At 63.9% G+C, this 18714-nt stretch carries 16 protein-coding genes; 11 read left to right on the forward strand and 5 right to left on the reverse strand.

The window, feature by feature from the left end:
- Positions 1 to 9: 9 nt before the first annotated feature.
- The gene (locus MESS4_RS01660) at positions 10 to 1119 is read right to left on the reverse strand and encodes a Gfo/Idh/MocA family oxidoreductase (protein WP_006325702.1); all 1110 of its coding nucleotides are present in this window, start codon (positions 1117 to 1119) and stop codon (positions 10 to 12) included.
- Between the two features lie 159 nt (positions 1120 to 1278).
- On the opposite strand from MESS4_RS01660, the gene MESS4_RS01665 reads away from it, so the two are divergent.
- Positions 1279 to 2127 (forward strand): MurR/RpiR family transcriptional regulator, encoded by an 849-nt coding sequence (locus MESS4_RS01665; protein WP_036240420.1) that lies wholly within the window; start codon positions 1279 to 1281, stop codon positions 2125 to 2127.
- Here the strand turns inward: MESS4_RS01665 and MESS4_RS01670 are convergent.
- Positions 2120 to 3010, reverse strand: coding sequence for an AraC family transcriptional regulator (locus MESS4_RS01670; protein WP_036240457.1), 891 nt, complete (start codon positions 3008 to 3010; stop codon positions 2120 to 2122). The genes MESS4_RS01665 and MESS4_RS01670 overlap by 8 nt on opposite strands.
- A 136-nt stretch (positions 3011 to 3146) precedes the next feature.
- On the opposite strand from MESS4_RS01670, the gene MESS4_RS01675 reads away from it, so the two are divergent.
- The 9 genes from MESS4_RS01675 (at position 3147) to phnN (ending at position 13131) form a co-directional block, all read left to right on the forward strand.
- Entirely contained in the window at positions 3147 to 3875 is a 729-nt protein-coding gene (locus MESS4_RS01675) for an SDR family oxidoreductase (RefSeq protein WP_006325707.1), read from the forward strand.
- A 215-nt stretch (positions 3876 to 4090) separates the two neighbouring features.
- The gene (gene iolC / locus MESS4_RS01680) at positions 4091 to 6025 is read left to right on the forward strand and encodes a 5-dehydro-2-deoxygluconokinase (protein ID WP_006325708.1); all 1935 of its coding nucleotides are present in this window, start codon (positions 4091 to 4093) and stop codon (positions 6023 to 6025) included.
- 35 nt (positions 6026 to 6060) lie between these two features.
- Positions 6061 to 7911: a 3D-(3,5/4)-trihydroxycyclohexane-1,2-dione acylhydrolase (decyclizing) gene (gene iolD, locus MESS4_RS01685; protein WP_006325709.1), complete on the forward strand. Its 1851-nt coding sequence runs from the start codon at positions 6061 to 6063 to the stop codon at positions 7909 to 7911.
- Between the two features lie 151 nt (positions 7912 to 8062).
- Positions 8063 to 8980 carry a myo-inosose-2 dehydratase gene (iolE, locus tag MESS4_RS01690; protein WP_006325710.1) on the forward strand — a complete coding sequence of 306 codons (918 nt, stop codon included), beginning with the start codon at positions 8063 to 8065 and terminating at the stop codon, positions 8978 to 8980.
- 44 nt (positions 8981 to 9024) lie between these two features.
- Positions 9025 to 9243: a DUF3329 domain-containing protein gene (locus MESS4_RS01695; protein ID WP_006325711.1), complete on the forward strand. Its 219-nt coding sequence runs from the start codon at positions 9025 to 9027 to the stop codon at positions 9241 to 9243.
- A gap of 377 nt (positions 9244 to 9620) precedes the next feature.
- Positions 9621 to 10433 carry a 5-deoxy-glucuronate isomerase gene (gene iolB / locus MESS4_RS01700; RefSeq protein ID WP_006325713.1) on the forward strand — a complete coding sequence of 271 codons (813 nt, stop codon included), beginning with the start codon at positions 9621 to 9623 and terminating at the stop codon, positions 10431 to 10433.
- Between the two features lie 152 nt (positions 10434 to 10585).
- Positions 10586 to 11293 (forward strand): DUF1045 domain-containing protein, encoded by a 708-nt coding sequence (locus MESS4_RS01705; protein WP_006325715.1) that lies wholly within the window; start codon positions 10586 to 10588, stop codon positions 11291 to 11293.
- Positions 11294 to 11365: 72 nt separating this feature from the next.
- Positions 11366 to 12505 (forward strand): alpha-D-ribose 1-methylphosphonate 5-triphosphate diphosphatase, encoded by a 1140-nt coding sequence (locus MESS4_RS01710; RefSeq protein ID WP_006325717.1) that lies wholly within the window; start codon positions 11366 to 11368, stop codon positions 12503 to 12505.
- Positions 12502 to 13131 (forward strand): phosphonate metabolism protein/1,5-bisphosphokinase (PRPP-forming) PhnN, encoded by a 630-nt coding sequence (gene phnN / locus MESS4_RS01715; RefSeq protein ID WP_006325719.1) that lies wholly within the window; start codon positions 12502 to 12504, stop codon positions 13129 to 13131. The genes MESS4_RS01710 and phnN overlap by 4 nt, the downstream gene beginning before the upstream one ends.
- 105 nt (positions 13132 to 13236) lie before the next feature.
- Here the strand turns inward: phnN and MESS4_RS01720 are convergent, their stop codons facing one another.
- The 3 genes from MESS4_RS01720 to MESS4_RS01730 form a co-directional block, all read right to left on the reverse strand.
- Complete coding sequence (locus tag MESS4_RS01720) at positions 13237 to 14232, reverse strand: ABC transporter permease (RefSeq protein WP_006325721.1); 996 nt, start codon at positions 14230 to 14232, stop codon at positions 13237 to 13239.
- 59 nt (positions 14233 to 14291) lie between these two features.
- The gene (locus MESS4_RS01725) at positions 14292 to 15836 is read right to left on the reverse strand and encodes a sugar ABC transporter ATP-binding protein (protein WP_036240458.1); all 1545 of its coding nucleotides are present in this window, start codon (positions 15834 to 15836) and stop codon (positions 14292 to 14294) included.
- Between the two features lie 106 nt (positions 15837 to 15942).
- Positions 15943 to 16905, reverse strand: a complete 963-nt coding sequence (locus MESS4_RS01730; RefSeq protein WP_006325723.1) for a sugar-binding protein — start codon at positions 16903 to 16905, stop codon at positions 15943 to 15945.
- Between the two features lie 582 nt (positions 16906 to 17487).
- Here MESS4_RS01730 and MESS4_RS01735 point away from each other — a divergent pair.
- The gene (locus tag MESS4_RS01735; RefSeq protein ID WP_006325732.1) at positions 17488 to 18588 is read left to right on the forward strand and encodes a LacI family DNA-binding transcriptional regulator; all 1101 of its coding nucleotides are present in this window, start codon (positions 17488 to 17490) and stop codon (positions 18586 to 18588) included.
- The last annotated feature ends 126 nt before the right edge of the window (positions 18589 to 18714 follow it).

An 18714-nucleotide genomic window follows, 5' to 3' on the forward strand; every position in this document is an offset into this window, starting at 1 on the left:
TACGGAAGATTACCGCACATCCACCCAGCGCTTTTCCTCGAACGAGCGCGCCATCGCATGCACGGTGCGCTCGATCTCCAGGCCCTCGTCGAAGTCGATGATACGCGCCGGCTTGCCGGCCAGCCTGGTCAGCAATTCGTGGCATTCGATCATCTTGAGGTCGTTGAAGCCGAGGCCGTGGCCGGGCGCCGGCACGAAGGCATCATAGGGTTTGTGGTGCGGCGCCACCAGGATGGTGCGGTAGCCCTGCTCGGTCGGGCGGTCGGCGGTGAGATAGAGCTGGAACTCGTTCATCCGCTCCTGGTCGTAGAGGATCGAGCCCTTCGAGCCGAAGATCTGGATGGCGATGCGGCCCTTGCGACCCCAGGCCGAGCGGTTGACCAACAGCGTGGAGGCGACGCCATTTTCGAGATGCATCAAGACGCTGGCGATGTCGTAGGTTTCGACCGCGCGGCGGCCGCCCGAGGCAAGTTTGCGGTCGGCATAGGGCTTGGTCATGTCGCACATGACGCGGGCGACGCGGCCGAACAGCACCGAAACCAGCGACAGCGGATGCACGGCGAAATCGTCGAGCGCGCCGTAGCCGGACGCCGCCTCATGCTTCCAGAAGAACAGCGCCTCCGGATCGGCCATGAAATCCTCGTCCATCTCGATGCGCAGAAGGTTGACCTCGCCGATGATCTTCTCGTCGAGCAGCGCGCCGATATGGCGGATGGCGGGGTTCTGGATGTAGTTGTAGCCGAGCGCTGCCACCTTGCCGGACTTTTTCGCTGCCGCCGCCATGGCTTGCGCTTCGGCGAAGCTAGGCGCCATCGGCTTTTCGCACCACAGATGCTTGCCGGCTTCGAGTATGGCGATGGCCATTTCCGGATGGAACTGGTTCGGCGTGGTCAGCGACACGATTTCGACCTCGGGGTCGTTGACGACGGCGCGCCAGTCGCCGGAACCCTTGGCGAAGCCGAACTCGCCCGCCTTTCGTTTGGCAAGCTCGTCATTGACCTCGCCGAGATGGACCAGCCTCGGCTTGGCCACGTCGGGAAAGACGGTGCCAACCGCGTTCCAGGCGATGGCATGGCACTTGCCCATGAAGCCCGTGCCTATGAGGCCCACTCCGACCATTTCCGTCATCTCCAGATGCAAAGGGAAAACTGATGTGGATGAATTAGTCCATTTATTTAGCAAATGGAACGTGTGACTCATTTTTTATGGCCTTCTTGCACAAGCCCGCTATGATGAGCCAGGAGAGGGAATACCAACATGGCCTTGGGCGGAGCGACGATGGACGAACGGGTGCCCCGCGATTTCCAAACGTTGCGCGCGACGATCCTGGAGCGGCGCCAGAGCCTGCCCAAGCGTATCGCCCAGATCGCCGCCTATGCGCTCGACAACCCTGACGACATTGCCTTCGGCACCGCGGCCAGCATCGCCGCTTCAGCGGGTGTCCAGCCCTCGACGCTGATCCGCTTTGCCCAACAGCTTGGCTTCGACGGCTTCACCAGCCTGCAGCAGGTGTTTCGCGAGCGCCTGCGCGAGCGCAATTCCTCCTATGACGAAAGACTTGCGGCACTCCGCGCCAAGGCCGAGGAAGGCGCCGGCCACCGGGCGATTTTCGACGGTTTCGTCGCCGCTGCCAGCACCTCGCTCAGCGACATTTCGCGCACGCTGAACGAAGCGCATTTCGAAGAGGCGATCACCCTTTTGGCAAAAGCCGAGACGATCTATGTGCTGGCCAAGCGTCGCTCCTATCCGGTCGCCTCCTACATCGCCTATGCGCTGGGCAAGCTCAAGATCCGCAACCAGCTGATCGAATCGGCCGCCGGCCTGAACGCCGAGATGATCGGCTTTGCCACGCCTGCCGATGCCGTCATCGCCATCAGTTTTTCGCCCTATGCGCCGGCGACCATCGAGGAGACGCGCACCATCTCGGATCAGGGCGTGCCGATCGTGGCCATCACCGACAGTTCATTTTCGCCGCTTGCCCAATTCGCCAAGGTCTGGTTCGAGGTCGCCGAGGCCGATTTCGGCGGCTTCCGCTCGCTGTCGGCGACGATGGCGCTGGCCATGGCGCTGACCGTTGCCGTCGGCGAAAAGCGGCGCGACAGCGGCCGCAAGCCAAAGTCTAGATGACCTCCACGGCTGCTTCGCCTCCTGCCACAAGCCGCTCTGCGTCGCGTGCGGGTGGCGACCCGAACTGACGGGCATACTCCCGGCTGAACTGTGAAGCGCTCTCGTAACCGACGGCGAAGGCGACCTGTGCCACGTTGCCTGGTTGGGCAACCAGCAGATGGCGGGCCTCCAGCAGCCGGATTTGTTTTTGATATTGGATCGGGCTCATAGCCGTCGCCGCCTTGAAGTGGCGGTAGAATGCAGCGTTGCTCATATGGGCAATCTCGGCCAGATCCGCGACCCGGATTGGCTGATGGCAATGTGTCAGGATCCAGGTGATCGCCTTGCCTATCCGCGACAGATGGCCATCGGCACGCGCAAGCTGCCGAAGCTTCCCGCCTTGCGGGCCCTGCAGCAGCCGAAACAGCATCTCGCGCTCGAGCATGGCCGCCAGCACGGAAATCTCTGCCGGCCGGTCAAGCAGCCGCATCATTCGACGCAACGCGTCGAGCAGCTCGTCATTGACGGGAGAAGTGGAGAAATCGTCGCCGCGAAAGGCCGGCCCGTGCTCGACGAGGAGCGCGGCGACAGCCTGCAGGTCAAGGGTGAAGCCGATGGCCAGGTAGGGACGCGCGGCGCTCGCTTCGACTATCTGGCTGATGGTGGGCGTGTCGACAGTATAGATGAAATAGCTGGCGGGATTGTAACGAAGCGCCCGGTCGCCGATCAGAACCGTCTTCGCACCCTGCAGCACGAATAGGATCCCCGACCCCCACACGCCCGGCAATGGTGGCGTGGTGACCTCGCTGCGGCCGATCGAAACGCGGGGGATCGCCGTTGGTGTTCGTCGTCCGCGCGCATGCCGGCCGGCGATATCGATCAACTCCCGTAGCGCCTCGCTCATTGCGCCAGCATCGCGCATCCGCGCGGGCCGCGCAATAGTGTGAGAGGATTAGGCAAGAGCGCGAGAGGTTTCGGCGCGCGGCGCCCGCCGCGTCGCGCCATTTGTGGATCTCCACAAGGAACATGGAGACACCGATATGACGAAATCGAAAAGCGCTGTGGTGACCGGCGCCAACAAGGGCATCGGCCGCGAAATCGCCAGGCGGCTGGCGACGATGGGTTTTAAGGTCTGGCTCGGCGCCAGGCACGCCGAACGCGGCATCGCGGCGGCGCAAGCACTGCGCGCCGAAGGCCTGGACGTTCAATGGCTTGAGTTAGATGTTACACAGGACGAAAGCGTGGCGGCTGCCGCTAGAGTTGTCAGTGCGGAAAGCCCCTGCCTTGACGTGCTGGTGAACAATGCCGGTGTCGCCATCAATTACGACCCGCCGCCGAGCCAGCAGCGTGTGGCCGACATCCAGGCCACTTATGATGTCAATGTCTTCGGCCCGATCCGCGTGACACAGGCCTTCCTGCCGCTGCTTATTGCAGCGCCGGGTGCCCGCATCGTCATGGTGAGCAGTTCGACGGGATCCATCGGCCGCGCGCTCGATTCCGGCACCCCGAACCATTCGGTCAACTTGATGGGTTACGGCAGCTCCAAGACGGCCCTGAACGCCATCACCGTGGCCTTCGCCAGGGAGCTTGCACCGCAAGGCATCAAGGTCAACGCCGCGGCGCCCGGCTACACCGCCACCGATCTCAACGGGTATAAAGGCCACCGCACCGTGCAGCAGGCGGCCGAGATCGTCATACGCTTGGCGACCTTGGATGCCGATGGCCCGAACGCCGGCTACTTCAACGACGATGGTCCGCTTCCCTGGTGAATCGGCTTGCTGTTGGGCATAGCAATCTGGGCGCACGCCCGGAGGCAGATCCATCCCGTGCGCCTTTGCATAGGCACTTTTCAGCAAAGGAATGCTCGTTCCATATTGACTATGGATTGGAATTATTATTTCATATTGCTGGCGCCACGCTGCCGCTCGCGCGTGTAGCCCAAAACAACGTGTTGCCGAGACAACAAGGCCGACGGGAGGTACGAATGGGCGAAGCCGTGAACGCGAAACATGCGCCGCTCGACATTATCACCATCGGCCGCGCCTCGGTCGACCTCTATGGCCAGCAGATCGGCTCGCGCCTGGAGGACATCACCTCCTTTGCCAAGTCGGTCGGCGGCTGTCCGGCCAATATTTCGGTCGGCACGGCAAGGCTCGGCCTGCGCTCGGCGCTGCTCACCCGCGTCGGCGACGAGCAGATGGGCCGCTTCATCCGCGAGCAGCTGAAGCGCGAAGGGGTTTGTGTCGACGGCCTCAAGACCGATCCCGACCGGCTGACCGCACTGGTGCTGTTGTCGGTCGAGGAGGAAGGCGTCTCGCCGATGATCTTCTATCGCACCGACTGCGCCGACATGGCGCTTTCGGAGGACGATATCGACGAGGCGTTCATTGCCTCGGCGCGCGCCATTGTCGTCACCGGCACGCATTTCTCCCGCCCCAACAGCGATGCCGCGCAGCGCAAGGCCATTCGCATCATGAAGGCCAGGGGTGGCAAGGTGGTGTTCGACATCGACTACCGCCCCAACCTCTGGGGGCTCGCCGGACATGCCGAGGGCTTCGAGCGCTACGTCAAATCAGACCGGGTCTCGGCCCAGCTAAAGACCGTGCTGCCCCACTGCGATCTCATCGTCGGCACCGAAGAGGAGATCATGATCGCGTCGGGCGCAGACGATTGCCTGAGCGCGCTGAAGACCATCCGCTCGCTGTCATCTGCCACCATCGTCCTGAAGCGCGGCGCCATGGGCTGCATCGTCTATGACGGGCCGATCAGCGACGATCTCGAGGACGGCGTCGTCGGCAAGGGTTTCCCGATCGAGGTCTACAATGTGCTCGGCGCCGGCGATGCCTTCATGTCAGGCTTCCTGCGCGGCTGGCTCGGTGGGGAAAGCTTCGCCACTGCGGCGACCTGGGCCAATGCCTGCGGCGCCTTCGCCGTATCGCGGCTGCTTTGCGCGCCGGAATACCCGACCTTCGAGGAACTGCGGTTCTTCCTCAAGAACGGCAGCAAGCATATGGCCTTGCGCAAGGACGAGGCTATCAACCACATCCATTGGGCGACCACGCGCCGGCGCGACATTCCCGCGCTGATGGCGCTGGCCTGCGACCACCGTGTGCAACTCGAAGACGTCGCCGCGAAAGCCGGCGCCGATGTTTCGCGCATCCCCGCCTTCAAGGTGCTGACGGTCAAGGCGGCGGCAAGGGTCGCTGCCGGCCGTGCCGGCTACGGCATGCTGCTCGACGAGAAATATGGCCGCGACGCCATGTTCGAGTTCGCCCGCCACCCCTTTACCTGGCTTGGCCGGCCGGTCGAACTGCCGGGCTCGCGGCCGCTGCGCTTCGAATTCTCGCAGGACATCGGCTCGCAACTGGTCGAGTGGCCGGTCGATCATTGCATCAAATGCCTGTGCTTCTATCATCCCGACGATCCCGCGGCGCTGAAGGAAGAGCAGCAGCAAAAGCTCAGGGGCCTGTTCGAGGCGGCGCGGAAAGTGGGTAGAGAACTTCTCGTCGAGATCATCGCCGGCAAGCATGGCAAGCTCGATGACACGACGATCCCGCGGGCGCTGGAGGAACTCTATGCGCTCGGCATCAAGCCCGACTGGTGGAAGCTCGAACCGCAGGCGTCGGCAAACGCCTGGGCCAGGATCGAGGCGGTGATCCTGAAGCACGATCCATGGTGCCGCGGCGTCGTGCTGCTCGGGCTGGAGGCGCCGCAGGACGAGCTGGAGGCCGCCTTCGCCGCCACCGCCAAGGCGCCCATCGTCAGGGGCTTTGCTGTCGGCCGCACGATCTTCATCAATGCCGCCGAACAATGGCTTGCCGGCAGGATGTCCGACGACGAGGCGGTGGCCGACATGGCGTCCCGCTTCGAGAAACTGACCGACGCATGGCTTGCCGCGCGTGACCGCAAGGCAGCATAAGAAGGCGCGGCATAAGGACTGCGGAGGAAAACACCATGACCAAGACAATCCGCCTGACGATGGCGCAGGCGCTGACCCGCTTTCTCAGCAAGCAGATGACCGAGATCGACGGCAAGAGGATGCCGATCCTCGGCGGTGTCTGGGCGATCTTCGGCCATGGCAATGTCGCCGGCATCGGCGAGGCGCTGTATCAGGTGCGCGACGAACTGCCGACCTTCCGCGCCCACAATGAGCAGGCGATGGCGCATGCGGCGATTGCCTATGCCAAGGCCAATTTCCGCCGCCGCTTCATGGCGGCGACCAGTTCGATCGGGCCTGGCGCGATGAACATGGTGACGGCGGCGGCACTCGCGCATGTAAACAGGTTGCCTGTCCTGTTTCTCCCCGGCGATGTCTTCGCCAACCGCATCCCGGATCCGGTGCTGCAGCAGGCCGAGGATTTTTCCGACGGCACGGCGACGGTCAACGACTGCTTCAAGCCCGTGTCGCGCTATTTTGACCGCATCACCAGGCCGGAGCAGATCATCCCGGCGCTAAACCGCGCCATGCAGGTGCTGACCGATCCGGCGGAATGCGGCCCGGTGACGTTGTCGCTTTGCCAGGACGTGCAGGCCGAAGCCTATGACTATCCGGAGAGCTTCTTTGCCGAGCGGGTCTGGCATCAGCGCCGGCCGCGCCCGGACCGTGGCGAATTGGCTGCCGCGGTGGCGGCGCTGAAGGGCGCGAAGAAGCCGTTGGTGATCGCCGGCGGCGGCGTGCTCTATTCGCAGGCTTCCGGAGAACTGGCGAAGCTCGTGCAAGGCGCCGGCATGCCGGTCTGCGAGACGCAGGGCGGCAAATCCTCGCTGCCGGACGATCATCCGCTCAACATGGCGGCGGTCGGCGTCACCGGCACCTCGGCAGCCAACCGGCTGGCGGAGGAGGCCGACGTGGTGCTTGCCGTCGGCACCAGGCTGCAGGATTTCACCACCGGCTCCTGGGCGCTGTTCAAGAATTCCGGCAGGACCATCATCGGCCTCAACGCCCAGGTCTTCGACGCCGGCAAGCACGGGGCGCTGCCGCTGGTCGCCGACGCGGCAGAAGGGCTCTCCGAGCTCGGCGCGGCGCTGAAGGGCTGGAAGGCCCCCGCCGCCTGGACCGACAATGCGGTGAAGGGCAAGACGGCATGGCAGGCCGAAGCCGGCAAGGTGACGGCCTCGACCAATGCCGCCTATCCGTCCGATGCGCAGGTGATCGGCGCTGTACAGCGCGCCATGGGTTCAGGCGTAACCCTGCTCCATGCCGCCGGCGGCCTGCCCGGCGAGTTGCACAAGCTCTGGCAGGCGGGCGCCCCCGGCTCCTACCATGCCGAATACGGCTTCTCGACCATGGGCTATGAGATAGCCGGCGGGCTCGGCGTCAAGATGGCCAAGCCCGACGAGGAGGTCGTCGTGATGATCGGCGACGGCTCCTATCTGATGCTCAATTCCGAGATCGCGACCTCGGTGATGCTCGGTCTCAAGCTCACCATCGTGCTGCTCGACAACAGGGGTTATGGCTGCATCAACCGGCTGCAGATGGCGACCGGCGGCGCCAACTTCAACAATCTGCTGAAGGACGCCCGCCACGAGGCGATGCCCGACATCGACTTTGCCGCGCATGCGGCAAGCCTCGGCGCCATTGCCGAGAAAGTGTCGTCGATCGCCGGGCTGGAAACGGCGCTGACAAAGGCGAAAGACAATAGCAAGACGACGGTACTGGTCATCGATACCGACCCGCTGGTGTCGACCGATGCCGGCGGTCACTGGTGGGATGTCGCCGTGCCGGAAGTCTCGGTGCGGCCACAAGTGAACGCCGCGCGCAAGACCTATGAAGAAAACCGGCAGATGCAGAAGGTTGGAAATTGAAGTCGGCGAGGCCATGCCCCTACCTCCCCCTTGTGGGGAGGTCGGACCGAAGGTCCGGGTGGGGATCTGGCGCCGCACCCCACCCCGCTGCTTCGCAGCGACCCTCCCCACAAGGGGGAGGGTGGACACGAACTGACATTGGAGTGACGACTTGAAAGCCAAATTGGGCATGTCCCCCATCGCATGGTGGAACGACGATCTTGCGGAATTGAGCGATGACGTGTCGCTGGAGGAATGCTTGGCGCAATCGCGCTCGGCAGGCTTCACCGGCATGGAAATGGGCCGCCGCTTTCCCAATGACCCCAAGGTGATGCTGCCGATCCTGAAGGAGGCCGACGTGACGCTTTGCGGCGGCTGGTTTTCAGGCACGCTTGTCGAAGAGGATATGGCAAGGAATAAGGATCGCATCCAGCCGATGATCGAACTGTTCAAGGCCGTGAACGCGCCTTGCATCGTCTATGGCGAGGTCGGCCGTTCGATCCAGGGCGACCGCTCCAGGCCGCTGGCCACCAAGCCAAAACTTTCCGGCGACGAGATGAAGGCCTATGCCAGGCGCCTGACCGAGTTTGGCGAATGGTGCGCCGAGCAAGGCATGCCGCTCTCCTACCACCATCACATGGCGGCGGTCGTCGAGACCGAACCGGAGCTCGATGCCTTCATGCGCCATTCGGGCGAAGGCATTCCGCTGCTGCTCGATGCCGGCCATCTCGCCTTCGCCGGCGGCGACGTGCTGCGCGCCATCGACAATCACCACCGGCGCATCAATCATGTCCATGTCAAGGATGTGCGCATGGGTGTGATCGACAAGCTCGACCGCACCAGGCAATCCTTCCTCGATGCGGTGGCACTGGGCGCCTTCACCGTGCCGGGCGACGGCTCGCTGGATTTCGGCGCCATCGTGCAAAGGCTGGCGGATCATGGCTACGAAGGCTGGTTCGTGGTCGAGGCCGAGCAGGACCCGAAGAAGAATCCGCCACTCAAGATGGCTGAAGTCGGTTACAAGGAGTTGATGCGGGTGATGACGGCCGCGGGCTACACGGTGGAGACACAGGGCTTCCCCAATGCCTGATTGCGGTGGTTCTCGGTGAAGCAGGCTTGCTGTAGGTTGATCCTATGAAGGATTCAGAACACCCATTCTTTCGGCCGCTCTGGCGGCGCGTCGCCATCGTTGCGGTCTGCCTGGTGTGGGCGGTGATCGAATTTGCCTCCGGCACGCCGTTCTGGGGCGTGATCGCGCTCGGCTTCGCCGGCTACGCCATCTGGCAGTTCTTCTATCTCTACAAGCCGGCCGACGAGAGCAAGGCATCGGCTGACGCCGAACCGAAGGAATGACGCCAGTCATGGCGCAGAGGTATTACGGATCGGACACTGCGTGCGTGACGGATCGCCTGCGTCGGCGATTAGCCGGAACTCCTCTCGTTTCGTCATCCTGGGGCGGAGCAAGGAGCGAAGCGACGCGGCGCAGATCCCAGGATCCATGCCGTGACTTCCGAACGCTCGCTGCGGTGCAGAATTCTGGTCCGCTGCGCTCTTCGACTGAGGTTACGGCATGGATCCTAGGGTCTTCGCGACGGAGCTTCGCTCCTGCTACGCCCTAGGATGACGAAGTTGGGAGGCCTCGGCCAATCTCGAAGATTTTCCACGGTCCTTTCAAACGGCTTGGCTTCACAGGCCTGTAGCTCGTCAAGCCAATGGGATAGGAGAGAAAGATGTCGAAACTGCTGGTAAAGGCCAACAGGGGCCATGGCCGCGTCGCCCATGTCACGCCAAAAGGCGCCGGCTGGACCTATGTCGGCTTCGACCTGCATCGGCTGCGGCCCGGCGAGAGCGCTTCCGGCCAGACCGCCGACCGCGAGGTCTGCCTGGTGTTCGTCACCGGCAAGGGCAAGGCGATGGCCGGCGGCAAGGATCTCGGCCTGCTCGGCCAGCGCATGTCGCCCTTCGAAGGCAAGCCGTGGTCGGTCTATGTACCGGAGGGTTCGGATTGGGCGGTAACCGCCGACACCGATCTCGAACTCGCCGTCTGCTCGGCGCCCGGACTTGGCGGCGGCCTGCCTGTCCGCGTCATCGCGCCGGACGATCTCGGCCAGGAGGTCCGCGGCAAAGGCACCAACACGCGCTACGTCACCAACATCCTGCCGGAGGGCAAGCCGGCCGACTCGCTGCTGGTGGTCGAAGTCATCACGCCAGGCGGCCATACGTCGAGTTATCCGCCGCACAAGCACGACCGGGATAATCCGCCGGCCGAATCCTATCTCGAGGAGACCTATTACCACCGCCTCAACCCGCCGCAGGGCTTTGCCTTCCAGCGCGTCTACACCGATGCCGACAAGAATGGCGCCCGCGCGCTGGACGAGGCGATGGCGGTCGAGGACGGCGATGTCGTGCTGGTGCCCGAGGGCTACCACCCATGTGCCGCCTGCCACGGCTATGACCTCTATTATCTCAACGTCATGGCCGGGCCGAAGCGGACGTGGAAATTCCACAACGCGCCGGAGCACGAATGGCTGATGAAGGCCTGATCGATCGTTCCCTAGACCGCATTGATTGGTCCAGAACGAAAAAATCGTCGGCTAATGATCCGATCCGGTCGGTTTGCCATCGAAAATGCTGCAAAGCTTCGTCAATTCGTCATGCAAATCGCCTATGGCAGCGGTGCTGACGAGGACTCTCGATGCGCTACGCGATCTATTTTACCCCCCTGCAGGACGAGCCGCTGGCGCGGATCGCCGCCAACTGGCTTGGCCGTGACCCCTTCGGCGCCGCGACCCGGCCGGTCGAGGCGGTGGGTGATTTGTCGGCGGCGGAAGTCGCCTTTCATACGGCTTCGGCGCGCCGCTACGGTTTTCATGCGACGCTGAAGGCGCCTTTCCGGCTGGCTGCGAGCGAGACGGAAGCCTCGCTGCGGGCCGCACTCGACAGCTTTGCCGAAGCGACGCCCGTGGTGATGATCCCGCGCCTTGTCGTCAGCCAGATCGACGGCTTCCTTGCGCTGGTGCCGGAGGCGCCACTGCCGGCGCTCAATCGCTTCGCCGGCGATGTCGTGCTCGCCTTCGACCGCTTTCGCGCGCCGCTGACCGAGGCCGAAATCGAGCGGCGCAGCCCCGATTCGCTGAAGCCGGACGAATTCCGCAACCTCTGCCAGTGGGGCTACCCCTATGTCTTCGAGACCTTTCGCTTCCACATGACGCTGTCCGGCCGCGCCGGGCCACAGGAAAGCCTTCGTCTTCGCGCAGCAATCGACAGCCTGTTTGCCGAGGTCTTGCTGCGGCCGGTGCCGGTGGACGCGTTGACGCTGTTTGTCGAAACCGAACCTGGCGCCCCGTTCATGGTGCTTTCCCATCACGCGCTCGGGCGCCGGTCGGCGAGAAAGACTGCCTGATTTGTTTCAACCGCATTTGTGCGACGCCAATTGCTTTCAATTGGCTGAAAAATGCTCCAAGGACTGCGTGAAATGACTGCCGAAACCGTTCTGAACAATGCCCGCATCGTGCTTGCCGACGAGATCGTCGACGGCTCGCTGGTGCTGCGCGACGGCCTGATCGCCGGCATCGAACCCGGCGCCAGCCGGACTGGCGAGGACATGGGTGGCGACTACATCATCCCCGGACTGGTCGAACTGCACACCGACCATCTCGAAGGCCACTACGCGCCGCGGCCGAAGGTGCGCTGGAACCCGATCGCCGCGGTGCTCGCCCATGACGCGCAGGTGGCGACCGCCGGCATCACCACCGTGCTCGACGCCTTGCGCGTCGGCATGGACGAGGACGCCGACCTGACCGCCGACGACATCCGCAAGCTGGCCGACGCGATCGAGGACAGCGTCGAGCAGGATCGGCTGAGGGCCGACCATTTCATCCATCTGCGCTGCGAGGTTTCGGCGCCGGATTGCCTCAGGGCTTTCGCCAATTTCGAGACCGACGACAGGGTGAAGCTGGCATCGCTGATGGACCATGCGCCGGGCCAGCGCCAGTTCGTCAATCTCGACACCTACGCCTATTACTACCAGCGCAAGCTGAAGCTGACGGATCGCGACTTCCAGAAATTCTGCGAGAAGCGGATGGCGGAATCGGCGGTGAACTCCGGCCCGAACCGCGTCTTCATCGCCGCCGCCTGCCATGAGCGCGGCATCGTGCTGGCCAGCCATGACGATGCCACGAAAGGCCATGTCGACGAGGCGATCGAGCAAGGTGTCCGCGTCGCCGAATTCCCGACCACCGCGGAAGCGGCAAGGGCCTCCAAACAGGCCGGGCTTGGCGTGCTGATGGGTGCGCCGAACGTCATGCGCGGCGCCTCGCATTCGGGCAATGTCTCGGCCCGCGCGCTGGCCGGCGACGGGCTGCTCGACATATTGTCGTCCGACTACATTCCCTTCAGCCTGATCCAGTCCGCCTTCTTCCTCGGCGATGTGGTCGAAGGCATTTCGCTACCGCAGGCGGTGGCGATGGTGTCGAAGAACCCGGCCGAGGCGGTCGGGCTCAGCGATCGCGGCGTGATCGAAACGGGACGGCGCGCCGACCTCGTGCGCGTGCGCGTCGATGACCATGTCCCTGTCGTCCGCACCGTCTGGCGGCAGGGTAGCCGCGTCGCATGATGGCGTCGGCATTGATCGAGCGCGAATTGTCGTCCGCGGCGTTTCCAATTCGCGAGGGCGTCTTCGTCGCTGTCGTCGGGCCGAGCGGCGCCGGCAAGGATACGGTGATCGGCCATGCCCGCGCCCTGTTTGCCGACGAAAGCCGGTTGGAGTTCGTGCGCCGGGTCATTACCCGGCCGAGCGACGCCGCGAGCGAGGACCACGACACGCTGGCCGATGCGGCCTTTGCCGAGGCCGAAGCCGACGGCGCCTTCGCCATTTCCTGGGAAGCGCATGGCCTGCACTATGGCATTCCGGCGGAAGTCGACAGTTCGGTCGCCAATGGGCGCGTTGCGATTGCCAATGTGTCGCGCGCCGTCATCCCGAAGCTGCGCGAACGCTACGCCAATCTGGCGGTCGTCGAGATCACCGCATCGCCGGAAATCCTGGCCGAGCGGCTGGCCATGCGCGGCCGCGAGTCGCGCGGCGAAGTGCTGGCGCGGCTTTCGCGCAGCACCAATGTGGCCTTGTCCGGGCCGGGCATCACCTCGATCGACAATAGCGGTCCGCGCGAGGCAGCAGGCGGGCGTTTCGCCGAGGTGCTGCGCAAGGCGATGGCATTTTCGGACATGTCGGGGCTGATTTGACTTGCCTCCCCCTTTTTAGCGGGGGTGCGAAGAACTCGTCCTTGAGAGGACCCCCACCCCGGACCTGCGGTCCGACCCTCCCCACAAGGGGGAGGGTAAGAGCAGTTATTCCGCAGGCGCGCCGGCGGCGCCCTTGCGGGTCGCGTCGAGCATCTGCCGCCGCTCACGAAACACGCCCCATTGCTGGTCGACCAGCACGCCGATCAGGATCACCCCGCCCATCACCGCGAAGTTGAGCGAGGAGGGGATGCCGAGCAGATTGACGAGATTCTGCAATTCCTGCAGCAGCACCGTGCCGAGCAGGACACCGATCAGCGAGCCTTCGCCGCCGCGCAGCGAGAAGCCACCGAGCACGGCGGCGGCAATGGCGTAGAGTTCGTAGAACTGGCCGTGGCTGGCCGGCGAGATCGAGCGCGTGTACATGGCGAAATAGATTGCCGACAGCGCCGTCAGCACGCCGCAGATGACATAGGCGGCCATGACGACGCGGCCGGTGCGGATGCCGGAATATTTCGCCGCTTCCTCGTTCTTGCCGATGGCATAGAGATAGCGCCCGAACACCGAACGGTGCAGCACCACCCACATGACGATGGAAATGACGATCAGCGCGATGAAGCTGTTCGGCACGCCATAGCTGCGACCGGCGGTCAGGAATTCCAGTTCGGGAAAATTCTGGCCGAAGGCGAAACCCGCCGTGCCGTCGCCGGTGTAGAAGCGCGCCACGCCGCGATAGATCAGCAGGCCGCAGAGCGTGACGACGAAAGGCTGCAATTTGAGCCGGGTGATCAGCCAGCCATGCGCCAGGCCTATGATGGCGCCGAGCACGATGATGAGCACGAAGGCCAGCGGCCACTCCATTTCGCGCACGGCGATGAAGTCGATGAACAGCGTGCCGAGCAGCGCGACCACCGATCCCACCGACAATTCGATGCCGCCGGTGATGATGACGAAGGCCTGGCCGATCGAAAGTATGCCGAACAGGCCGATCAGGTTCGAGGTGTTGGCAAGGTTGATCGGCAAGAGGAAGCGCGGGTTGATGATCGCCACCACCGCTCCGACCACCAGGATCAGCATCAGCAGGCCGAGATCTTTTTTGCTCATCGTCTTCTCCCCAATGCCTGTCTAAGCAAATTGCGCAGTTCCGCGAGGCCGGTGGCAAACTATTTCGGCTTCTTGCCCACGGCCAGCAGCAGCACATTCTCCTGGCTGAAGTCGTCCTTGTCGAGAATGCCCGAAATCTGGCCTTCATGCATGACGGCGATGCGGTCCGAGACCCCGATCACCTCTTCCATGTCGCTGGAGATCATCAGCACGGCGACGCCGGCATCGGCCAGCGCCCGCATCAGCCCGTAGATCTCGGCCTTGGCGCCGATGTCGATGCCGCGTGTCGGCTCGTCGAGGATCATGACCTTGGGGTTCATCGCCAGCCATTTGGCGAGCACGACTTTTTGCTGGTTGCCGCCCGACAGCGTGCCGGTGCGCGTCGCCACCGAAGGCGCCTTGATGCCGAGGTTGTTCTTCTGCTTCTCGGCGGTGGCGGCCTCGGCGCTGGCCGAGACCAGCTGATGTCTTGCATGCGCCGGCAGATTGGGCAGCGAAATGTTCTGGGCGATCGACAGGTCGAGCAGGACACCGTTCAGCTTGCGATCCTCGGGGACGAGGAAGATGCCGTTGGCCACGGCGTCGGCGGCCGACCCCAGCGCCAGTTCCTGTCCGTCCAGCTTGACGTTGCCGCCAAAGCGCTCGTCGATGCCGAACAAAACGCGCGCCAGCTCGGTCCGGCCGGAGCCGACCAGGCCGGCCAGGCCGAGGATTTCGCCATGCCTGACGTCGAGATCGACCGGCCGGTCGGGATAGGCGCCGGTGCGCACCGCCTTGGCCGACAGTGCGACGGAGCCAGGCGCGCGTGCCGATTCAGAGGCTTTTTCGCGCTCCTTCAGCATGCGCCCGATCATCAGCTTGACCATCTGGTCGTGATTGATGGCGCTCTTTGGCAAGGTACCGGCCAACATCCCGTCTCTCAGCACAACGACGCGGTCGGCGACCCGCTCGACCTCGTGCAGGCGGTGCGAGATGAAGATGACGCTGATGCCCTCGGTCTTCAGCGCCTTGATGACGTCGAGCAGCTTGTCGGTCTCGGCGATCGGCAGGCTCGAGGTCGGCTCGTCGAGGATGACCAGCCGCGCCCTGATCGACAGCGCCTTGGCGATCTCGACCATCTGCTGCTGGGCCAGCGACAGGGCCGATACCGGCGTGTCGGCCGAGAAATTGGCGCCGACGCGTTTGAGCAGGGGCGCCACTTGCGTACGCAGCTTAGCGCGGTCGACCAGCTTGAGCGGACCGCCACGCAGCGGCTCGCGACCGAAGAAAATGTTGGCGGCGACGTCCAGGTTTTCGAACAGATTGAGTTCCTGGTGGACGAAGGCGATGCCCGAACCGAGGCTGCCTTCCACGGTCAGTCCGTCATGTGCGACCCCGTCGACCGTGATCGTGCCAGTGTCCGGCCTGGTCACGCCGCCGAGTATCTTCATCAGCGTCGATTTGCCGGCGCCGTTCTCGCCGACCAGGCCGATGACCTCGCCGGGCCTGACCTCCATCGAGAACCCGTCCAGCGCCACTACGCCGGGATAGGTCTTGCGCACGCCCTCCAGGCTCAGGAACGGAGCGGTCGTCGATGCAACGATGGATGTGTCGGAATAATTCATCACGCCTGACAGCAGCCGGTGGGCCACAGACTGACGGGCCTGGCGAGGCCCGTCAATACGAACGCCGGCTCAAGGCAAACCCTGAGCCGGCGCATCGGTGCTCGTCTTACTTGCCCGCCATCGCCGCAAGGCTCGCGGCATAGCCGTCGACATCGTCCTTGCCGATGATCTTGGTCGGGATGATGATGAGCCCGTCGGCCGGAATGCCCGACTTGTCGCCCTTGAGATAGCCGGCCATCAGCTTCATGCCCTGATAGGCCCATTCGAAGGGCTGCTGCACGACGGTGGCCGCCACCGTGCCTTCCTTGACGCCGCCCAGCGTGATCGGATCGTCGTCGAAGCCGACGACCGTGATCTGGCCGAGCTTGCCGGCGTCGCGCAGCGCTTCATAGATGCGCGGCGTGTTGTAGGAATAGAAGCCGACCATGCAGGTCACGTCGGGGCTGGCAACCAGCGCGTCCTCGACATTCTTCTTGGCGCGGGCCTGGTCGATGTCGTCGCCGCGCACGTCGACCAGCTCGATCTTGGTGCCGGCGAGCCCGTCCTTCATGCCCTGGATGCGCTCCTTGGCATTGTCGGCGCCGAGCAGGCCGACGAAGCCGAGGCACTTGCCGCCATCGGGCATCGCCTTCTTGGCGATCTCGGCCGCCTGCTTGCCGGCATCGACATTGGACGAGCCGATATAGGCGACGCGCTTGGTCTGCGGGGCGTCGCTGTCGGTGGTGAACAGCGCCGTTTCCGAGGCGATCTTGTTCAGCCCGTCGGTCGAGGTCTTGGGGTCGACGGCCGACACCATGATTCCCTTGACGCCTGCGGTCACTAGGTCGTCCATCAGCCGCTGCTGGATGGCGACCGACGACTGCTCGGGATATTTGAGCTCAAGATTATAGTCGGGCAATTCGCCCTGCGCCTTCTTCACGCCGGCTTCCGCCGCCTTCCAGAAGTCGGACGCGCCGTTGACGACGAAGGCCAGCGTCGGCTTGTCCTGGGCGCGCGCGATTGCGCTCACCGACAGGCCAAGCAGCAGAGTCGCCGCGGCGACGGATGCAGTTCGCATTACAGATTTCATGTTCAACCTCCCTTTGGCACAGTCATTTCTGATCTGAATTTGTCGATTGCGGCTTGGACGCCTCCTCCTCAAGGGTTGCGGCAGCGAAAGAACGGCGCCAGCCGCGATCGGAACTCTAGACACACATTTGACGTTCGTAAATAGTCAGATTTGTCTGACATTTTCGTGATTGTGTGGCGTCCCTCCCCGGCCTTGGCCGGCCGCTTCGGCACGTCGCACGGTGGTTTCGCAGCGCCCGGCTCGACCTCGATACGGACACGGCGGATTGACACTAGATCGCTTGCGGCTATTAGTAAATAACTATTAGTTATGCGGCTGGAAGTCATCCGCTCAGCGTAAGGAGGCGCGAGCAGCAGAATCGTAAGGGAGGAGGATTTTAGTGATCGGCTGCGCTGTTGCAGCGCAGCAAAACTGGGGAAAATCGTGCAGACTTTGTTTGCCGTGTGGCGGTCGGCGCATGGCCAGCACCGCCTGCTAATAATGATCAATGCCTGCATTCTCCATAAATGCGTCACGCCGGCCGTCTTGCCGTCGCGCTTGGCCTTTGCTTAAGAACAGGCCGGGATTGGGAACCATGCTGCCATGAGCGAACCGACGGATACCCTCGAAGCCACCAGGCGCCGCAAGCCGGCGGGCAAGAACCCGAAAGGCCGCGTCACCATGACCGACATCGCCAGGGCCGCCGGCTGCTCGCAGGCGACGGTCTCCTTCGTGCTCAACGACACGCCAGGCATCAGGCTGTCGCAGCAGACCCGCGAGCGGGTGATCGAGGCCGCGCGGGCTCTCGGCTATGCGCCGCCGGCCTTTTCCGCTCTGCGTGCCCCCGTCGCGCCGTTCGAAGGATTGGACGGGGTTATCGGCTTTGCCGTCGACCAATTGGCGACCAGCCCAGAGGCGGTGGTCGCCATCGAGGGAGCACGCCAGGCCTCATGGAATGCCGGCAACGTGCTCCTGGTTGCGCAGACGATGGGCGATGCCGTCATGGAACCGCGCGCCATCGCGGCGCTGACCAAGCGGGGGATTTCGGCGCTGATCTACATGACCATCTTCACCCGCGAGATATCGGCGCCCGACTATCTCTACGGCCTCGATATCCCGGTCATCCTGCTCAATTGCTATACGTCGGACTATGCCTTTCCCGCCGTGGTGCCGAGCGAGATCGCCGGCGGGCAGAGTTCGACCCGGCATCTGATCGGCCACGGCCATCGCCGCATCGCCACCATAACCGGCGAGCCCTGGATGCAGGCGGCGCAGGACCGGCTGAAGGGCTACCGCCGGGCGCTCGCCACGGCCGACATCCCGTTCGATCCGGAGCTGGTGGTCGAAGGCGACTGGTCGGCAAGTGCTGGCTATGCGGCGACCGTCAAGCTGCTGACGCTGAAGGACCGGCCGACGGCCATCTTCTGCCAGAACGACCGTACCGCCATCGGCTGCTACGAGGCGCTGAAGGAGGCCGGCTTGCACATCCCACAGGACATCTCGGTCGTCGGCTATGACGACGAGGAGATCGCCCGCCATCTGTTCCCGCCTTTGACGACATCGATCCTGCCGCATATGGCGATGGGGCAATGGGCGATCGAGCAGCTCGAGGTGCCCGCGCCGCCCGGCCGCGGCCGCTATCCCATCACCAAGCTCGAATGCCCGCTGGTCGAGCGGGAATCGGTTGCGGCCCTGGCGGGGTGACTGCGCATTCGCACGGACTGACAGCCAGCTGAGGCCCTGCGTCCACCCGCGCTGAACTCCGAAGCTGCTGTTGGATCGCCTTGACGATTTTAGGCGAGACCCGCTTCAAACGGAAGCGATCCTGTT

The sequence above is a fragment of the Mesorhizobium sp. STM 4661 genome (genome assembly GCF_000359125.1).
In the GTDB taxonomy this organism is placed as follows: Bacteria; Pseudomonadota; Alphaproteobacteria; order Rhizobiales; family Rhizobiaceae; genus Mesorhizobium.

Bases quoted from the DNA above. Each gene is read 5' to 3' on its own strand.
- MESS4_RS01720 (WP_006325721.1), bottom strand. From the start codon at position 14,232: ATGAGCAAAAAAGATCTCGGCCTGCTGATGCTGATCCTGGTGGTCGGA.
- MESS4_RS01670 (WP_036240457.1), bottom strand. From the start codon at position 3,010: ATGAGCGAGGCGCTACGGGAGTTGATCGATATCGCCGGCCGGCATGCG.
- MESS4_RS01735 (WP_006325732.1), top strand. From the start codon at position 17,488: ATGAGCGAACCGACGGATACCCTCGAAGCCACCAGGCGCCGCAAGCCG.
- MESS4_RS01725 (WP_036240458.1), bottom strand. From the start codon at position 15,836: ATGAATTATTCCGACACATCCATCGTTGCATCGACGACCGCTCCGTTC.
- MESS4_RS01675 (WP_006325707.1), top strand. From the start codon at position 3,147: ATGACGAAATCGAAAAGCGCTGTGGTGACCGGCGCCAACAAGGGCATC.
- iolB (WP_006325713.1), top strand. From the start codon at position 9,621: ATGTCGAAACTGCTGGTAAAGGCCAACAGGGGCCATGGCCGCGTCGCC.
- iolD (WP_006325709.1), top strand. From the start codon at position 6,061: ATGACCAAGACAATCCGCCTGACGATGGCGCAGGCGCTGACCCGCTTT.
- MESS4_RS01705 (WP_006325715.1), top strand. From the start codon at position 10,586: ATGCGCTACGCGATCTATTTTACCCCCCTGCAGGACGAGCCGCTGGCG.
- MESS4_RS01730 (WP_006325723.1), bottom strand. From the start codon at position 16,905: ATGAAATCTGTAATGCGAACTGCATCCGTCGCCGCGGCGACTCTGCTG.
- MESS4_RS01665 (WP_036240420.1), top strand. From the start codon at position 1,279: ATGGACGAACGGGTGCCCCGCGATTTCCAAACGTTGCGCGCGACGATC.
- MESS4_RS01695 (WP_006325711.1), top strand. From the start codon at position 9,025: ATGAAGGATTCAGAACACCCATTCTTTCGGCCGCTCTGGCGGCGCGTC.
- MESS4_RS01660 (WP_006325702.1), bottom strand. From the start codon at position 1,119: ATGGTCGGAGTGGGCCTCATAGGCACGGGCTTCATGGGCAAGTGCCAT.
- MESS4_RS01710 (WP_006325717.1), top strand. From the start codon at position 11,366: ATGACTGCCGAAACCGTTCTGAACAATGCCCGCATCGTGCTTGCCGAC.
- phnN (WP_006325719.1), top strand. From the start codon at position 12,502: ATGATGGCGTCGGCATTGATCGAGCGCGAATTGTCGTCCGCGGCGTTT.
- iolC (WP_006325708.1), top strand. From the start codon at position 4,091: ATGGGCGAAGCCGTGAACGCGAAACATGCGCCGCTCGACATTATCACC.